Here is an 18,463-nt window from a genome sequence, read left to right as displayed (position 1 = left end):
ATCCAACCTGAGACCGTTTATTCGCTTGTCGGGTTTGTTATGATTCACGCATCAAAGACAGAAGAAAGCGTTGCAATGAAAGGTAAATTATTCGTTATTGTTTGCTCAGCCTTGTTAGCAGGTTGTGTGATGGGACCAAAAACAGTCAGTATCAATGCTAATGGTGCGATTAAATGGGCAAATGGTGTCAGTGAAGAAATGCATATTTCGACATCCGGCAGTACATTAACTTTTTCCGCACCTTCCAATATCTTAAGCCCCGGCGGGATCACTATTTTCTCGCGTATCGACAGTGCCCGTAATGGCTCTTGTGAGCATTATTACAGCGAGGGTGCGCTGAAGACCCGGATGCAGATCTGTGACAGCGGTGAAGTTACCCTGATTCAGGATGGTCGGGTGCTTAATGTTGGCGCGCTGGCTAAATATGTTTATTAGTGACAGAAAACGAGAGGCGAGTTTCGAGAACCTGTTTCCTTGGTTCTAGCGACTCGCATCTCATCTCAACGTCTATCTCTCCGGAATCTCAATCAATACCAGCAGGGCACCGTTACCACCAAATTCCAGTGGTGCCTGGTGAAAGGCCATCACGTCAGGGTGCTGTGCCAGCCACAGGGGCGCTTTCTGTTTCAGAATATGCTTGCCAATGCCATGCATGACACAGGCACAAAAAATACTTTCCTTAATACAGGCCGCAATTAAAGCCGCAAGTTCCCGCTTGGCCTCTTGCTGGGTCATTCCGTGCATATCCAGGAACATATCGGGAACATACACCCCCCGCCGCAGTTTTTTCACTTCGTACTTAGAGATTCCGGTACGGGCATACTGGGTCGGCCCGTGCTCATTAAGGTGCGGTTCAAACTCATCAGAAAAATAAAACTCATGGTTTTGCGTTTCTTTGGTCAAGACTTGCGCCTTATCAACTTTTGTTCCCTGTCGACGTGGCGTGATTATGGTATCATGCGTCAACTTTTTTACGCCTTTTACCGCATCTTGGAAGAGTGCAAAATCATCTTCTAAGTCTGGATTTTTTTTACTCATAATGAAATTCCAACAACAATATGGCGGTATTGTAGCGTTATTCGGAGGCTATTTTGGATAAGATTTTTGTCGACGAGGCTGTCAACGAACTTCATACTTTGCAGGACATGCTACGTTGGACGGTCAGCCGTTTCAATGCCGCAGGTCTTTTTTATGGTCATGGCACTGATAATGCGTGGGACGAGGCAGTACAACTGGTGTTGCCAACGTTGTATTTACCGATAGATATTCCATCGGAAGTCCGTTTCTCGCGCCTCACAAGCAGCGAACGCTTGCGTGTGGTCGAGCGTGTGATCCGGCGCATTAACGATCATACTCCTGTTGCCTATATGACCAATAAAGCGTGGTTCTGTGGCCTGGAATTTTTCGTTGACGAGCGTGTATTGGTGCCTCGTTCACCGATTGGCGAACTGATTGAAAATCACTTCGAACCATTCCTGAAGCAAGAACCAACGCGCATTATGGACTTGTGTACCGGCAGTGGGTGTATCGGTATTGCCTGTGCATATGAATTCCCTAATGCGGAAGTGGATCTGGTTGATATTTCGACGGATGCACTTGATGTTGCTGAACAGAATATTCAAGATCACGGTCTGGAGCAGCAGGTAACCCCGCTGCGCTCGGATTTGTTACGTGATGTGCCAAAAGATAAATACGATCTTATCGTGACGAATCCGCCGTACGTCGATCAGGAAGATATGGAAAGCTTGCCCGAAGAGTTCCGCCACGAGCCTGAACTGGGTCTGGCTGCGGGGACTGATGGCCTGAAGCTGATGCGTCGTATTGTTGCTAACGCCCCTGATTACCTGAAAGACGATGGTGTGCTTATCTGTGAAGTGGGTAATTCCATGGTTCACATGGAAGAGCAATATCCGCATCTACCGCTGACCTGGATTGAATTTGAAAATGGCGGCCACGGGGTATTTATGATGACCCGTGAACAACTGCTTGAATGCCAAGACGAGTTTTCGATTTATCGCGATTAATCGATGAATGGCGGACATTAAAAAACCGGAGTAATCACTCCGGTTTTTTTATCTTTCAAATTAGGGCATTTAAATCAGGCGTCGCCTTTTTCCTGCTTGGCTTTAAGCTCAGCCATGACTGTCTCTTTATTATTCAGGTAATCTTCCAGGCCTGCACGGCGCAGATCGCAAGAAGGACAGTCACCGCAGCCATCACCAATCACACCGTTGTAGCAGGTCAGGGTTTTCTCACGAACAAAGTCGAGCTTACCGTACTGATCCGCCAGCGCCCAGGTCTGTGCTTTATTCAGCCACATCAGAGGGGTGTTGATGTTTAATTGGCGATCCATCCCCAGTACCAGCGACTGGTTCAATGATTTTACAAATTCGTCACGGCAATCCGGATAACCGGAGAAATCCGTTTCACAAACACCGGTGATCACCGCCTCAGCGCCGATCTGGTAAGCATAGATCCCGGTCAGGGTGAGAAACAGGATATTGCGGCCAGGAACAAACGAATTGGGCAATCCATTGGCTTGCAGTTCGTGTGATACTGCAATGTTGTCGCGGGTCAGCGAACTGATTGCCAGCTCATTTAGCAGCCCGACATCCATCACTTTATGGGCGGCAATACCCAGCTCTTTGGTAATGGACTGCGCAACTTCAATTTCCTGCTTATGGCGCTGGCCATAGTCAAAAGTAATGCAGTGCACCTCATCGTAGTTGGCGATTGCTTGAATAAGGCAGGTGGTGGAATCCTGACCGCCACTGAATACTACTACGGCTTTACGCATGGGGGGTGTCCTGTGTTATGTAGCCTTACCGAAAAACAGTCGGTACCGACTATCTGATTTATAAATAATTAAATAAGATAATACCAATCAGAGCGTGATCTGCTGGCGGGGGCCATGCTACCTCAGAGCTGCATGAGAGAAAAGGCTCCGGGCCGGATGAGGGGGATTTTATCAATCAGATCAGGCATAAAACAGCCGGCCAATTTTGTCAAAAGGCGATTGCAGAGAAGGAAAAACAGGTTGCTGTATATTGCAGTCGGTCTATTATGGAGAATATTTTTCTCCATGATTTTGATTTAAGGGAAATTGATGAGCGGTTTGGATAACATAGACAGAACGTTACTTCGACTATTACAGCAAGATGGTACCACGGCGCTAGCGGAGCTGGCCGATGCCGTTAATCTGACCACCACGCCATGCTGGAAGCGCTTAAAGCGGCTGGAAGAAAACGGGATATTACGCCAGCGAGTTGCGCTGCTTGATCCGGTCAAACTGGGGTTGTCTTTTACGGCTTTTGTGCAGGTTAAAATCAGTAATCACTCAAAAGAGTGGTATCACTGCTTTGTCGAAACGGTGTCGGAGTTTCCGGAAGTGATGGAATTCTATCGCATGGCAGGGGAGTACGATTACATGATGAAAGTACAGGTCGCCGATATGGCGGCGTTTGATCTGTTCTATAAGAAACTGGTTAACAGCGTAGAAGGGCTGACAAATGTGACCTCTACCTTTGCAATGGAACCGCTAAAATATACCACTGCGCTACCGGTTTAGTTCACGGCATAAAAGAGAATTTATAAAATCTTTCATCAGTAAATACAGGATTAATCGCTGTATTTTATTCAACCACGACTTTATGGTTGAATCCGTCGCTTAACCTTCGATAATGAGCTTTAAAATCAAGCACTTTAAGTGACAGCTTGCTCTCGCGAAATGACCAGTTAGTTCATCATATTGGTATCAATAATACCGATGGCCCGTTCTGGTCAAAAGCCGTACATCGGCGGAGGAAACATGCAGATATTTTGGCAACTCAGATGGTTTTTTCGTCAGGAATGGCGTCGCTACGGCGGCGCTGTCTCAATTCTGTGTGTCGTCGCGGTATTTGAACTGATCCCGCCGCGCGCCATTGGCTGGATTGTCGACGGGGTCGTCGAGGGCGAAATGTCTGTTGCGACGATGTTGGTGTGGCTGGGCACCATCATAGGACTATGGTTCCTGATCTATGTTCTGCGGGTGATCTGGCGGGTCTGGCTATTCGGCGCGGCAGCCAAGCTGGGTACGGTACTGCGTAATCGCCTGTACCGTCATTTTTCGTCACACTCCCCGGTTTTTTTTGAGCGTTATAAAACCGGTGATTTAATGGCGCGCTCAACCAATGATGTCAACGCCGTCGTAATGACTGCTGGCGAAGGGGTGCTGACTGCGGCCGACTCCCTGATCACCGGCTTGGCGGTATTAGTCGTTATGACGACTCAGTTCAGCTGGCAGTTGACTCTGCTGGCTTTATTACCAATGCCTGTCATGACACTGGTGGTGTTTCGTTTCGGGCGACAATTACACGTCAGGTTTGCAAAATCGCAGGCCGCCTTTTCGAACCTGACAGATAAAACCCAGGAATCGCTCAATGGGGTGCGGATGATCCGCGCCTTTGGGCTGGAGCAGCGTCAGCAAGCTGAGTTTGATGACGTTGTCGATGAAACCGGGCGTAAAAATTTAGCGGTTGAGAAGATTGATGCCAAGTTCAATCCGGTCATTCAAATAACCGTCGGCATGTCATTTTTTCTCAGTGTCGCGGGTGGCGGGTATCTGGTTTCTGTGGGGCGGTTAACGCTGGGAGATCTCACCGCGTTCACTCTGTATCAGGGGTTGATGATATGGCCAATGCTGGCCATGGCATGGCTGTTTAATATTCTGGAGCGTGGCTCTGCCGCCTGGCAGCGTATCCAGCACATATTTAATGAAACGCCGGATATCGTCAGCGGTGACACACCATTGAATCAACCTCGGCAAACCCTGCATGTTGCTATTCAACAGTTTTGCTGGAACCAGCAGGCTCAGCCAGCCCTGCAACAGGTGAATTTCGAACTGGCAGCCGGACAGATGCTGGGCATTGCGGGGCCAATCGGTAGCGGTAAATCGACCTTGCTATCACTGCTACTGCGTCAGCAGGAATTGCAACATGGCTCGATTCACTATGGTGATGTTGCCATTGATCAAGCGGATCTCAATCACTGGCGCAGCCGGTTTGCCGTTGTCAGTCAGGCCCCTTTTCTCTTTTCCCGCTCAATAGCCGACAACATTGCCCTTGGTTTCCCAGAGGCAACGCAAGATCAGATCCGTCAGGCCGCTAAGCTGGCATGTGTGGATGAGGACATCATGCAGTTTCCAGAAGGGTACGACACCTTAGTGGGTGAAAAAGGTATTACCTTGTCGGGGGGGCAGAAGCAGCGTATCGCAATAGCCAGGGCGCTGTTACTGGAGGCTGAAATACTGGTGCTGGACGATTCCCTGTCAGCGGTTGACGGGAAAACCGAACATATAATACTGCAGAATCTGCGAACCCGGCAGAGTACGCGAGCGGTGATTGTGATAGCTCATCGCCTGACGGCGTTAGAGCAAGCCGATGAGGTGATTGTCTTGCAGCATGGCCAGATCGCAGAGCGAGGGAAACATCAGGCATTGATCCAGAATGATAACTGGTATGCAGAAATGCACCGTTACCAGCAGTTAGAACGTGCCATTGAGGAGGCGTAATGAGTGAGAAAGCCGTTAACAAAGCAGTGCTCAAGCGTCTGTTGCGTTATGCCTTGCATGATAAGAAAAAACTGGCGATTGCGGCAACGCTGTTAATTGTCGCTTCGCTGGCAGATGTTTCCGGCCCGTGGTTGATCCAGCACTTTATCGATAACTATATTGCTAAAGATAACTATTCCATCGAGGGGCTGGCAGGGCTGGCCGCGGCTTATATTGGCCTGATGTGCCTCGCGGCCTGGTTTCAATATGCCCAGTCGATCCGTTTTAATGAAATTGCGATTAGTGTGGTACAGACCGTGCGTAAACAGCTGTTTGGTAAAATACTGAATCAGCCGTTATCCGCCTTTGACTACATGCCGGCAGGGAAGCTCATATCCCGGATCACCAACGATACCGAGTCGATCAAAGACTTTTATGTTTTTGTTATTTCAACCGTCTTGAAAAATATCGCCTTGATTAGTGTGATGTTGGTTGTGATGACAATGCTGAGTTGGCGGTTAACCATCGTGGTGCTGATCTTATTGCCTGTTGTGGTGTGCATTATGGTGGTCTACCAGCGAAAAAGTGCTGGTGCTTACCGGAAAATGCGCGACTTACTGACCGATATAAATGCCTCGATGAGCGAGTCGATTCAGGGCATGAGCCTGATCCAGCTGATGCGTCAGGAGCGAGAGTTTAGCGATCAGTTCTCATCCCTGACGAGCCGTCACTTACAGTCACAGATCGGAGTAATGAAACTGAATGGGCTGTTATTGCGTCCATTAATCGATTTTATCTCTGGGGTGGCACTGATTTCGCTGGTTGCCGTGTTTGGGGTCAGTGGGGTTGAGTTAATTGGTGTCGGTGTGCTGTACGCCTTTATCAGTTATCTCGGGCGGGTGACGGAACCATTAATTGAACTGACCCAACAGTTGTCTTTGTTGCAACAGGCTCTGGTTGCCAGTGAGCGGATCTTTGGTCTCATTGATGCCAAACAGCAGGAATACGGCGATGACACCAAGCCATTGGCATCTGGCGATTTGCAGTGCCAACAGGTCAGTTTTAGTTATGACGGCAAACAAAATGTTCTGAACCAGATTGCGGTGAACTTGAAGCACCGAGGATTTCTCGCGCTGGTCGGGCATACCGGTAGCGGGAAAAGTACCCTGGCCTCGCTGATGATGGGTTTTTATCCGGTCACACAAGGTGAAGTGCTGGTTGATGGCAGGCCGTTGACAACGCTGAGTCAGAAAGTCTTGCGCCAGGGGATCGCCATGGTGCAGCAGGATCCCCATGTGCTGAATGATACGGTACGGAATAATATTTGCCTTGGCCGTCGCGTGGCTGATGAGGTGATCTGGCATGCACTGGAAAAAATCGGCCTGGCAGAGCAAATTCATCAGTATCAAGACGGGTTAGATACCCGCCTTGGCGGGGGAGAGGTTAATTTGTCCGCCGGCCAGAAACAGTTGCTGGCACTGGCTCGTGTGCTGGTGGCACAACCTAAAATTCTGATCCTTGATGAGGCGACGGCAAACATTGATTCCGGGACGGAGCAGAAGATCCAGCAAGCACTGGATGTGCTGCGTCAGAACATGAGTGTCGTGGTTATTGCCCATCGTTTATCGACCATCATGGCAGCCGATGAAATTATTGTATTGCATCGCGGTGATATTACCGAACGTGGCACTCACCGCCAGTTACTGACTCAGCAAGGCCATTACTGGCAAATGTATCAGTTGCAGCAGGCCAGTGAGCATTTACACCAGCTAGAAGAAGATGAAACCGGCGCTGAGGTTGTGTGAGTCGGTGCGACAGCAGCCGGCATAGACCGCCACTGTCGCAGGCACGGTTAAGGCTGGTGCTGGCGCATTAAGCCTTCCTGAATAGCGGAAGCGACCAGCTCGCCTTTCTGGTTATATATCTCGCCACGTACTAAGCCACGGGCACCACTGGCAGAGGGACTGTCGATGGCATACAGCAGCCATTCATCGAGGCGGAACGGGCGGTGGAACCACATTGAATGGTCGATCGTGGCAACTTGCATCTTAGGCGTCAGCAAGGTGACGCCGTGAGGTTGCAGTGCCGTCACCAGAAATCCCCAATCAGAAGCATAGGCTAACAGATATTGATGGATCCGCGGGTCATCAGGCATTTCGCCATTGGCTTTGATCCAGAGATACTGCTTTGGCTCCGAGGCTTGTGGTTTCAACGGATTAATTACAGTAACAGGGCGAACCTCAATCGGACGATCGCGGCCAAAGGTATCGACGGCTTGCTTAGGCAGGTGGTGTGCAATTGACTGAACCAGCTCTTTTTCAGAAGCGAGCCCGTCAGGTCCGGCAACATCGGGCATGGTTGATTGGTGATTAAATCCTTCTTCTTCTGCCTGATAAGACGCGGTGAGATAAAAAATGGGCCGTCCGTTCTGAATCGCTTTCACACGGCGGGTACTGAAGCTTCTGCCGTCGCGTAGTTTTTCGACATCATAGATGATTGGTTTTTCAGGATCGCCGGGTAATAAGAAATAGCTATGAAAAGAGTGAACATGGCGTTGGCTGTCGACCGTTTCTTTTGCGGCAGATAATGATTGACCGATAACCTGACCGCCATACACCTGAGGTAAGCCTAAATGTTCGCTCTGGCCGCGGAACAACCCTTGCTCCAGAGGCTCTAAATGTAACAGATTGAGAAGTTCATTCAGTTCTTTGCTCATTGTGGCTCCAATTACCATGTTATTATTGACCGCTGCTGAGTGAAGACTCAATTACTCAGTAGGAATGGTGTTATTACGACACTACAGCACAAATTCAAGTGCTATTTAATAGTAATCATACTTTTATTAAATTGTGTTTTGGTTTTAATCCGGGATCATCATGAAACAAATTATTGCGCTAATGTTTGCATTGGTCGTCGCCCTTGTTATTACGGCTTGTACTAATCTGATTCAGACCGACACTGATATGAGCAGTGTTGAAGGTTCACTAACCTACGCTGAGCCGGTTGCTTTACCAGACGATGCACGCATTACGGTGACTTTAGCTGATGTGTCTAAAATGGACGCCGCTGCAGAGGTGATCAGCAGCCAGTCATTCATTGCTGACGGGAAACAAGTGCCTTTTATCTTCCAGCTGGACTATAAACTGGATGAAGTTAAGCCAAATCATACCTACACAGTCAGCGCACGTATCGAAATCAATGGCAAGCTGATCTTTATCACCGATACTGCCAACCCTGTGATCACCGATCCCGGCGCCACAAACAAGCTAAATTTAATGTTGGTTAAAGTAAAGTAAACAATCAGCTTTTTACTTTTTCGGTTGAGACTGACACGCCATTCCAACGGTATTTTTGCAGCGAAATCTTGCCGGTTTCTGACACTTCTACGCCCTCCGCCAGCAAGATTGCTCTCTGACGGGTCAAATCGTTGCCAGTCAGAGAGATCAGCCCTTTCGCATTAACCACGCGATGCCAGGGTAAAGTTGAACCTTCTGGCAAATTGGCCATTAAGCGGCCGACCTGGCGTGCATAACCGGGAAAGCCGGAAAATTTAGCAATATCCCCGTAAGTTGTGACTTTGCCGAAAGGAATTTGGTGAATTTGGGTGTAGATTTGACTGGGAAAGTCGTTCATATTAAACCTGAATAAAAAAATAAGAAACATACCGATAGCTGCTGGCTTCTATTAGTTCTCCTTCGCACTATCGGATAACGCAAGGAGGTGCTGCCCGTGTTGTATGCCGCGTTACTCGTTCTGGTCAGCATAGTGCTGACTGTATTAGGTGTTATTGCACTTGGTCTTAGTCAGGGTGATCTGCCCGCACTGGCCCTTGCTATACCCGCGCTCTGGTTATTGCCGCAAGGTGGCGTTGCTGCCTGGCTGTTACTGATAGCACTCGCGTCTTTTGGTGTTGTAATGCCAGAACAGCCACTCGCACTTTCCATCAGCATCTTTATGATGTTACCTATTTTTTCAGTGGCTTTCTCGCCCAAAAGCAATTGGCAGCTGGGGGCGCTATTATTCTCGGTCGTACTCGCGATGGATGTCGGGCTGATGGCACTGCAGAGCGAAGGCAAGCTTGCTGGCAGCGTGTGGGCGACGGTCGTTCAGATTGTTGCTGTTTCCGCGATGTGGTATACAGCCAGAAACTGGCGTTATGTAGACGGTAATACCTGGTGGCCATTGTTTCTGGTGGTCCCGCTATGGGTAGGAGGCATGGAGCATGCCGCGCTGGTGGCGTTATGTATTACTGGCCTGATAGCAGCCTTGCAAGGTATGAAGAAAGTGAAGCTCGGTGATTGGGTTCCACGCTTAGTCTGGATTTTACCGGCGGTCGGTTTTGCAACCCTGGTTCTCACACCGCAATTTGAAGTCCCGAATCCGGTGTTAGTCGCCTGGTTGCTGGTTTTGGGGGCGGCATTGCTCGGAGAGTTCCTGCTCGATGAGCCTGAAGAAGAGCTGTAAACCAGGGATGAAGGCGGCAGAAAACGATTAATTCTTTCACATCAAACAGACGTGCAGTCAGTTTGGGCAATAAACCAGCAGTTGACATGCAGCAGAGCGTTATCACCTTGCATTGTGTTCTGCCTTGTTGGATAATCTCTCCCGTTCTCGAACAGAGACAAAGAATCTATGGAGGCCCCCATTGGTCCTCCCGCAACACTAACCTGTGAACTCGGCCAGGCCCGGAAGGGAGCAACCGCAGCAGGTGACGTGTGTGCCGGGATGTGGCTGGTGGGGGCTTCCACCCATCTAGCGTTTGTAGTTTGCACCATAAGCCTGCATATCTTCCCTAATACCGTACATAATTGGCACAATAAGCGTGCATAAGCTATTTTTGTTGTAGTTTAACAACAAAACGGGCTAGAGCATCATGTATCGCCGTCAGCTCAAACACTCCCGCGTTAAGAACCTTTTCAAGTTCGTCAGTGCCAAGATGAATCAGGTCATGACAGTCGAGTCTTACTTAGAATTCGATACTAAGGATAATTAGCGGCCAACAGCATGTTGGATAATTTGGAAATATACGTACTGTGGTTTTCTGACTAACTAATCTGTTGTGCTACTTCTCTTTCTGTATTAGCGGATTCTGAATAAACAAAATATCTGGAAACTTCACTTTCTAGGTCTTTTGTCCTTCAACGAAAGTTATTAATTTCATTGTTGTATCTTTAATTTCAGTTAATAACATCATAATAAATGACTTCGGCTAAATGGTATATTCCATTTTAAAAGTGATGAAGGGATAATAGCCATGACTTATTGATACTGCTTTTGGTAAACCAAGTCGTTTTAAATCAACATGATAGATTTAATTAAACTATTTTTTATTTGCAATTAAATCCAACACGAAAAGGAAATACTTTTTTAAGTGCTCACAAATGATGAACGAACTGTGATCGCAAGCATGCTGAAACATTTGGTGAGTTTATATATTTAACGCATCCGATGTACTATCAGAATGAAGAGTAAGTTATGACAACAAGAGTGCAAAAGTCGTTAACAGCAGTGTCCGTTTTCGCGGCGCTATGCATATCCCCCCTAGCATGGGCTGAAATTAAGGAGGTCACATTACTGCATACCAATGACATTGAAAGTGTTTATGAGCCTGTTGAGGCTTTCTGGAATAATGATATTGAACACATTGGTGGTATTCCTTATCTAGCGACATTGATAAAGCAGGTTCGAGCGGAAAGTAGCACTAGCTTTTTGCTTGATGCCGGTGATATTTACACTGGCGCATTGTCAAAAAAAACGCAAGGAAAAGTAGTTTTCGATATATACAGTGCTATGGGGTATGACGCCATCACGTTGGGCAATCATGAATTTGAATATGGTTGGGAGTCTTTACGTGACACCATGCCACGCGCAAGCTTCCCTGTCCTTAATGCTAATATCTATTACCAAGGAACTGACATTCCGTTGGCGCAGCCTTACACCATACTTGAAAAAGATGGTGTCAGAATCGGTGTGATTGGCGTGATGGGGATAGATGCTTTCTACAACACAATGTGGAAAGGAAACCGTAAAGGGTTGGAAGTTCGCGATCCAGCTGAAGAGGTGCAAAAGTGGGCGGATAAATTACGCCCTGAGGTTGATATGATCGTCGCCTTAACCCATCAGAATAAAACGGCACCAATGCAAACCGACAAAGAGGCGGATGCCGAAATCCAACGCGGCTTTGATGAAGACTATGAATTAGCCGGAAAAGTAAAAGGGGTAGATGTCATCTTTGGCGGGCATTCTGATCATGGCCTTTGGAAACCGGTTGTGCATCCGAAGACAGGTACTGTTATCGGCCTGACATTTGGTCAGGGTAAATACCTTGGGTATACAAAATTCAGAATTGATACTGACACTGATGAGGTTAAGCTACTGGAAGGTAAATTAATTCCGGTTGAGTCAGACAAATTAAAGATAGATAAAAAAACAAGCCAAGTTATTGAACAGTATAGAAATGATAGCCCTGAACTGGCAGAGGAAATAGCAAGTATTGACTCAACTGCATACCGTCGCTACTACCGCGAGTCGAACATTGGTAATTTAGTTGCTGATATTATGCGGAAAAAAGGTCAAGCGGATATTGCGATGATCAGTTCAGGCAGCCTGCGAGTTGATCTTAACTCCGGCCCCGTGACAGTGGCAAATGTGATGAACCTTTTCCCATTCACCGATACGCTATCTGTCGTTGACATGACTGGTAGCCAATTAAAAGAGCTACTGGAGTACAGTTATAAGTTACCTTATGGCCTGGCTCAATTCTCAGGTATTAAATCTACTTATGACAGCACTAAACCTGAAGGACAGCGACTACTGACATTAAAAGTAAATGGACAGCAGGTACAAAATGACGGGAACTATAAGGTGGCGACATACTCTTATGCAGCTAGTGGTGGCGATGGGTATACTATGTTTGAGAAGGGTAAATTACTTTCTAATGGCGAATCTGTGACACAACACTTGGTTGATTATTTCCGTGAAACCAAGCAGATCAACGTACCTGGGTTAGGAAGACAAGTGGATGTAAGTCGATAGATAACAACTGGTCGTTACTTAAGAAGGAGCGCGCCAGCCATTGCTGGCGCACTATGTTATGTCCAATCTATATCCTCAAGAGCTGTCAGTCTTCAGTCAATTATTTAATGGCTGCAAATCCTTTGGTTGCCCTAATCTGGGAGAGAGTGAAACTGCCAGATACTCTCGTTCTGACAGATTGGGCTATCCAGCTCTTCACTGCCCACTATGCGGGTCGTATCCGCCTGTTCTTGAAAATGAGCCTATTGGTCAGTTAATCAAACAGAACTACCAGCAACATTTGCAGCAAAAACTCGCGGCGTGTCCTCAATGCAAGCCTAACTTTCTTTATAAATCCTCTGCAATTAGTAAAGTATTATCCTATGGGGTGACACCCGCAGGAACACAAAGGAGAAAGTGTGCATCCTGTGGAAAAATATTCAGCTTGCTCAATACAGAGCAAATGACAAGAAAACTCCAACACTTATTTGATCTTCTGGTCAGCGGAGAAAAGCCCCAAGATTTAATCAAGTGTAGCCAGATGCACAGCAAAAAGTTTTATCAATCTCTGGGGCAGCTAAGTGCACTATTACGACATTTTTCAAGGATTCAGGAACAATGTCGATTGTCTGTAGCCCGAAACGTTACGCTGATGACTCACTCTCAGGTAGTCCGTTGTCGCGCCGGAGTAACTGGAAGCCATGGTGTTGATCTTTGGTTTCTTTCTACAACTGATGCCAAGACAGGTTATCAATTTCTTCAGACAAGCAATTTGCTTCTAGGTGATCAACAAACTAAGGGGGTATATAACCCCAATGCTCTTGAGCAGGAAATTGAAGTTATCCCAGAAAATTTATTAAAAACGGCTGAAAAGAATTATCATAAGATCATGAGTCGAAGGCAGTTTGACGAATTATTTTACTGTTCTGAATCAAGAAGTAAGACCAAAGAAGGTGCGCTATTACGACCTGTTTATGGTGCACACTGCCACTTTCAGCTGTTGCAGGCCATGTTCAATCCTGTAAAAAAGTTATCGATCATTCTGGAACATGAAAGCTTTTTACGAGGATCATGTATATGGGCTTTCAGCGAACAAGTAAAAACAGGGAACTGTCAGTTATATTATCTGTATCACGCCGCCTGTAATAAGGAAGTACATACCTCAACATCAGATGAAGCTAAACAACGGATATTGGGTTGGTGGAACGAGAGGTGGGTTCAACAAGCTTATTCATGGCATAAGCTGCATTGGAATATTGCACTGGGCTATCTAACAAAACCCATAAAAAATAATCCGATACTAACAAGACCTGACTGGAATCATGACTTCTGGCAACAATACATAGAGTGGCTTCCAGTTACCTATCACCGAAAAATTAAGTGCGAAACCATGGTGCAATGGTTAGAAATCTTCCGATTTATCTATAACTATCTTAAAGCAGAATCCAGGACAGAAGGCTTAGATATTAAGGATACTGAATTGACATCCATCAACTCCCTAGTTTCATATGTTAACAGGTAATTTGACAATGAGTTTTAACAGCTCCCTTATGCTCGATAATCTTCAACAAATGATTATTCTCGCAACAGTTGCACATAAGCAGAATTTCACTCGTGCAGCAGAACACCTTGATATATCAAAGTCGCAAGTCAGTAAACAGATTCGATTTCTGGAAGAGAGATTGGGTTGTCAGCTAGTACAGCGGAATACGCGGTTTGTTGTTTTAACCGAGCAAGGTATTCAATATGCTGAATATGGTCAACAACTGCTTGATACGGTAGGAGAAGCCGAAGCAATGATCGCAGGTTATCGCAATGAAGTTAAAGGTGTTCTCAGGATTGGTGTCGCACAGTCATTTGGCAATATACACATTATACCGGCCTTTGCTGCATTCCAAAAAGCTCACCCAGAACTTGAGATCGAAGTGAGCTTATTTGATCATCGCCCTAACCTGCTTGAAGAAGGTTATGACTGCTGGCTAACAATTCGCGAACACACGTACCTTCCCGAAGGCATGGTTGCCAGAAGGTTGGCTGATTGTAATTTTGCCGTTGTCGCCTCACCTGAGTATTTAAGCAAACATGGTTATCCTAAGACGCCAAGTGATTTACGTTACCATAACTGCATCACTTACCAGAGCCGGGAAAGAAAATACGTAAATTGGGAATTTACTCGTGATGGTGTTCACCAATCAGCTTTCGTCCAAGGTAATTTCCGTATTGATAATGCACCAGCTTTACTCGACGCCGCCTGTTCTGGTCTCGGAATTGCTTATTTGACAACTTATTTGCTTACTGACGAAATAGAGACCGGCAACTTAATAAAACTGCTTCCTGAATGGAATGCGAATATAGAGTTGACGGTTTATGTCGTTTACCCAAGACGTAAATATCTTGCACCTAAAGTAAAATGTTTCATCGACTTCATGTCAGAGTATATGTCTACCTTATCAAGTCTTGATGTTTAATTCTATTCTAGAATACCTTTCTGGATCAGGTAACACACGGAAATGAGGTGTTTTCGCAAAGTTATCCTATGAGTTATGATCATGCAAGCTTTTCACTCAGTGTAATTACATGGCCATTAAATTTTCAACGCGATAAGTATTCCAATCCTTATGTCTTGATGTGGAAATAAACAATTTTGCTGCGAAAATATTTATAAAAACCTAACGGAAGCGGTTTATTGACTCAATGAATGACGGGCCGTAGCCCACTTTATAAAAAATCCATAACAAGTGGTTGTCACGCAATCATATAACATAGTTCATGTCAGTCAGCACCGTTTAACTAAAGAAAAAATGCTGTACTTATCTTCGCAGCTGTCTGCTTGGATAAGCAGCGTTAATGCACTTCAACAAAGTATGCTCCGTTCCCAACTTCGTCTGAATTTATGGTCAGAACAAATGCTATGGATAATATTCATAATACGTTTTACAAATATCTAAATATTTACAACTTAAAAGGGAAATGCTTTTTTTCTGAGTCTAAATTTAATTTAATTATGTGAACAACATCACCAGGTAGCAACTATTCTTACTTTACACTCTTCGTAGTTAATAAAAAGAAAAGTAGAAGAGAGTATTATGAAACCAACCCCTTTAACGCCACTTTCTAGTTCTATTTTGATTACATTTCTTGGTCTGAGTTCATCAACTTGTCCTGTAAATAAGGAGGTCACACTATTACATCCTCGTAGTATTGAGAATGGTTATTAATATATTGATCAATAAAAAATATCAACGTTACATCCTCTGGCCGTCAAGTTGATGTAAAATGTAATTAATTTAATTCCTTCATCTAAGTCAATGCTATCATCCTGTGTGGGCTGTGACTGAAATTTTTGAGTAAATAATATGAATAAAGCAATTCTTGTTCTTGGAACTAGCCTAATTTCCTTTTCTTCTTCGGCTGCAAATATATATGATGATGGTTCAACAAAAGCCGACATAAAAGGTTACTTAGCCGCCAGTTTATATCTTTCTGGTGATGATACATCAGCTTACCCAAATGAAAGTGGCCTGAAAGATCATTACTCTCGTGTCCGTTTTGCTTTCCAACATCAAATCACGGATAACTGGGTAGGATCTGCTCAGGTTGAGTGGGGATTTGACGGGCAAAATCAAGATTCAACAACGAATAGTTTGAATCTTGTAAATCGTCTAGCTAATTATGGTTTCGTCAACAGTGAAGTTGGCTCTATTCGTATAGGTAAACAATGGTCTGTTTATGGCGACATTGCAAGAATGACGGATCAATTTTGGATATGGGGAGCTTCTGCATCTGGCTTCTATGATGGACGATATGGATTTGATGGCGGTGATTCTGGTCAAGGGCGAGCTGATGACGCTTTAACTTATCGTCATAAAATTGGCAATATACAAATTGGAGCACAATATCAGGTTGAAGAAAAACACCGTTCAAATGGTGCTGCAGATAGAGATTATGGTTACCAACTAGCATTAGCTTCTGATTTTGATTCGGGTATTAAACTCGGTGTAACCTATGCCACAACCAAATATTCAGATGATGTGGACACTGTTGCAATGCTATTTGGTGCAAAATATACCAGTCAATACTGGTATATTGCTACAACAATAGGGCAGTATGAAAATGAACACGTTTTTGATGGTGTAGCCGCTAGCTCGAATAAACAGACTGGAAGTCTAGGCTCAGAGCTTTATGTTCGGTATAACACAACAAGTAATACTGCATTATATGGAGGGTATAACTATTTAGAAGATAAGGATTCCATTGGTGAGCTTTCCTATGGCTTGTTGGGTGCCGAGTGGACTCCAGGAAAACTAGTTTTAGCTGCGGAGTATAAACTGGCAGAAACAGAGAAAGATGCGAATGGCAGCGATATAGGTGAAGATGCGTTTGGTTTACACCTGCGTTATTTCTTCTAACAATTGATCCCCGCAATTCAATTGGGGGGAATCACTTCGTTGTTATTGTTTGATCGTGATTTATAAAATAAACCATTTGGGGAAAGGAACCCTCCTTTATATCAATCACTGGATTAATAACTGTCTCATGATGAGATGATTGGCAAAACTAGAGGGTAACATTATGGAATTCAACATGGTTGAAATGGTGGGTTATGCGTCGTCACTCATGGTTGCAATATCACTAATGATGAAAGACATTGTATGGCTTCGTATTTTGAACTTCATTGGTTGTGTACTTTTCACTACTTATGGTTTTATGATCGATGCATTCCCAGTGGTCGTAACTAATGGCTTTATTGCCTGCGTCAATATTTATTTCTTGGCCAAAATGCAACAAGAGCGAAATAAACAAGTTAATCTAGCATGTGAGTCCACATAGAAAGCTATCAATATCGATGAGCGCGAGTCATCAAAGCGTAAATGCAGAGAAGTGTTTTCGAAAGAGTTTTGGTGTTCGTTAATAGTAATGAACAGGTAAACTTTGACTCATCTTATAGTATTTCAAATAACAACGTAAGCCGTGAGTTGCCAGAATTATATTATAATTGATAGCCTGTACATAAAGATCGTCAATGCAATAATAATCAGCCTTGTAGTTAAAAATTACTCATCGAAACTAGCAGAAAAAGATGACCGTTATAACAAATTTTACCATTATGGTACTCGCAGCCACTGTTAAATTATGACAGTGGTTTTTTTATCATCAATGAGCCAATCCGATAAAAAACGAGATATTTCGACGCGTTTTTTCGACATTTACGAGTTTATCACCATTCAATTAGCGTCTCTATCCTTGAACACAGCTAATGCCAAAACCCACTATGAGTTGTCAGCTTATAGGAAAGATAGTACGAATGGACTGTAGTTGAAATGCCTAAGTATCGATTGCTGAGTAATCACTAGTAATGGTTATAAATGGGAGTTTGTGAGCGATGATGACTTAAAGGAGCACTCCCCCCTAGTGCATTCATTAATGGAAAGTCATCTAGTTATAAGCTGACATAACGTAACGATTTCTTCTTGCTTTGTGTGAAGTCCCCTCGGTGGTCATCTCTTCGACTCGTCTAGATAAAAAGGCTTAGTACTATATCGTCCAGTAAACTGTGTCTAATGGTGTAAACAAAGTTATAAGTTTGCTTACACGTGTCGAGCTATGCCCTACTGTGTAAATGAAGTCCCACTTATAGGTTTGTTTACAGTAAAGTGTCAACGAATCGATTTTGCTTACATTCAATAAAGGGTGAACTAAGAGCCAGTATCGGTAAGCGTGAACTTCGTCGCAGTGTGCAAATCCGTGTCAGGCAAAGAAGCCATACAGCGCTCATATCTGGTGCTGACTCTGATGCATGAACTTTTGTTTATAAGGAAGCGGTTGGTGTTGTTTCATATGATTCTTGCTGTTGCCAACAAGGGGAGCAAACTAATGAGGCTTGTTTGAAAGTTTCCTTCAATGTTCGATTCATTAGAC

The 18,463-nt window shown here is 45.0% G+C and carries 16 protein-coding genes and 1 other RNA gene; 13 read left to right on the top strand and 4 right to left on the bottom strand.

Annotated features, from left to right (window positions below):
• Positions 1-39 precede the first annotated feature (39 nt).
• A complete protein-coding gene (locus R3289_RS08260; RefSeq protein ID WP_318925053.1) occupies positions 40-435 on the top strand; it encodes a hypothetical protein in 396 nt (131 codons plus the stop codon).
• Positions 436-507: 72 nt separating this feature from the next.
• Here the strand turns inward: R3289_RS08260 and smrB are convergent, their stop codons facing one another.
• On the bottom strand, positions 508-1,038 hold the full coding sequence (gene smrB, locus R3289_RS08255) for an endonuclease SmrB (RefSeq protein ID WP_318925052.1): 531 nt from the start codon (positions 1,036-1,038) through the stop codon (positions 508-510).
• Positions 1,039-1,091: 53 nt separating this feature from the next.
• Here smrB and prmB point away from each other — a divergent pair, with 53 nt between their 5' ends.
• A complete protein-coding gene (gene prmB / locus R3289_RS08250; protein ID WP_318925051.1) occupies positions 1,092-2,024 on the top strand; it encodes a 50S ribosomal protein L3 N(5)-glutamine methyltransferase in 933 nt (310 codons plus the stop codon).
• A 74-nt stretch (positions 2,025-2,098) separates the two neighbouring features.
• Here the strand turns inward: prmB and queC are convergent, their stop codons facing one another.
• Positions 2,099-2,797 carry a 7-cyano-7-deazaguanine synthase QueC gene (queC, locus tag R3289_RS08245; RefSeq protein WP_318925050.1) on the bottom strand — a complete coding sequence of 233 codons (699 nt, stop codon included), beginning with the start codon at positions 2,795-2,797 and terminating at the stop codon, positions 2,099-2,101.
• Between the two features lie 309 nt (positions 2,798-3,106).
• Between queC and R3289_RS08240 the strand changes: the two genes are divergently transcribed.
• The 3 genes from R3289_RS08240 (at position 3,107) to R3289_RS08230 (ending at position 7,335) form a co-directional block, all read left to right on the top strand.
• Positions 3,107-3,568: an Lrp/AsnC family transcriptional regulator gene (locus R3289_RS08240; RefSeq protein WP_318925049.1), complete on the top strand. Its 462-nt coding sequence runs from the start codon at positions 3,107-3,109 to the stop codon at positions 3,566-3,568.
• A 240-nt stretch (positions 3,569-3,808) separates the two neighbouring features.
• Positions 3,809-5,551, top strand: coding sequence for a SmdA family multidrug ABC transporter permease/ATP-binding protein (locus tag R3289_RS08235; protein WP_318925048.1), 1,743 nt, complete (start codon positions 3,809-3,811; stop codon positions 5,549-5,551).
• Positions 5,551-7,335 (top strand): SmdB family multidrug efflux ABC transporter permease/ATP-binding protein, encoded by a 1,785-nt coding sequence (locus R3289_RS08230; RefSeq protein WP_318925047.1) that lies wholly within the window; start codon positions 5,551-5,553, stop codon positions 7,333-7,335. The genes R3289_RS08235 and R3289_RS08230 overlap by 1 nt, the downstream gene beginning before the upstream one ends.
• Before the next feature lie 47 nt (positions 7,336-7,382).
• On the opposite strand, the gene tesB is transcribed toward R3289_RS08230, so the two are convergent.
• Complete coding sequence (tesB, locus tag R3289_RS08225; protein ID WP_318925046.1) at positions 7,383-8,246, bottom strand: acyl-CoA thioesterase II; 864 nt, start codon at positions 8,244-8,246, stop codon at positions 7,383-7,385.
• Positions 8,247-8,406: 160 nt separating this feature from the next.
• On the opposite strand from tesB, the gene R3289_RS08220 reads away from it, so the two are divergent.
• The gene (locus R3289_RS08220) at positions 8,407-8,826 is read left to right on the top strand and encodes a YbaY family lipoprotein (RefSeq protein ID WP_318925045.1); all 420 of its coding nucleotides are present in this window, start codon (positions 8,407-8,409) and stop codon (positions 8,824-8,826) included.
• Between the two features lie 4 nt (positions 8,827-8,830).
• On the opposite strand, the gene R3289_RS08215 is transcribed toward R3289_RS08220, so the two are convergent.
• Positions 8,831-9,163 (bottom strand): MGMT family protein, encoded by a 333-nt coding sequence (locus R3289_RS08215; RefSeq protein WP_318925044.1) that lies wholly within the window; start codon positions 9,161-9,163, stop codon positions 8,831-8,833.
• A gap of 96 nt (positions 9,164-9,259) precedes the next feature.
• On the opposite strand from R3289_RS08215, the gene R3289_RS08210 reads away from it, so the two are divergent.
• The 7 genes from R3289_RS08210 (at position 9,260) to R3289_RS08180 (ending at position 17,374) form a co-directional block, all read left to right on the top strand.
• Positions 9,260-9,994, top strand: coding sequence for a hypothetical protein (locus R3289_RS08210; protein WP_318925043.1), 735 nt, complete (start codon positions 9,260-9,262; stop codon positions 9,992-9,994).
• A 179-nt stretch (positions 9,995-10,173) separates the two neighbouring features.
• Positions 10,174-10,270: signal recognition particle sRNA small type (gene ffs, locus R3289_RS08205), an RNA gene on the top strand.
• Between the two features lie 735 nt (positions 10,271-11,005).
• Entirely contained in the window at positions 11,006-12,565 is a 1,560-nt protein-coding gene (locus tag R3289_RS08200) for a bifunctional UDP-sugar hydrolase/5'-nucleotidase (RefSeq protein ID WP_318925042.1), read from the top strand.
• A gap of 58 nt (positions 12,566-12,623) precedes the next feature.
• Positions 12,624-14,066: a hypothetical protein gene (locus tag R3289_RS08195; RefSeq protein ID WP_318925041.1), complete on the top strand. Its 1,443-nt coding sequence runs from the start codon at positions 12,624-12,626 to the stop codon at positions 14,064-14,066.
• A gap of 28 nt (positions 14,067-14,094) precedes the next feature.
• Complete coding sequence (locus R3289_RS08190; protein ID WP_318925248.1) at positions 14,095-15,012, top strand: LysR family transcriptional regulator; 918 nt, start codon at positions 14,095-14,097, stop codon at positions 15,010-15,012.
• A gap of 888 nt (positions 15,013-15,900) precedes the next feature.
• Positions 15,901-16,953, top strand: coding sequence for a porin (locus R3289_RS08185; RefSeq protein ID WP_318925040.1), 1,053 nt, complete (start codon positions 15,901-15,903; stop codon positions 16,951-16,953).
• Positions 16,954-17,116: 163 nt separating this feature from the next.
• Complete coding sequence (locus R3289_RS08180) at positions 17,117-17,374, top strand: hypothetical protein (RefSeq protein WP_318925039.1); 258 nt, start codon at positions 17,117-17,119, stop codon at positions 17,372-17,374.
• Positions 17,375-18,463 lie beyond the last annotated feature (1,089 nt).

This window comes from Photobacterium sp., assembly GCF_033720175.1.
Classification (GTDB): Bacteria; Pseudomonadota; Gammaproteobacteria; order Enterobacterales; family Vibrionaceae; genus Photobacterium.
Note: the sequence above shows the minus strand (reverse complement) of the source record. Positions and strands in the feature narration are given on the sequence as shown.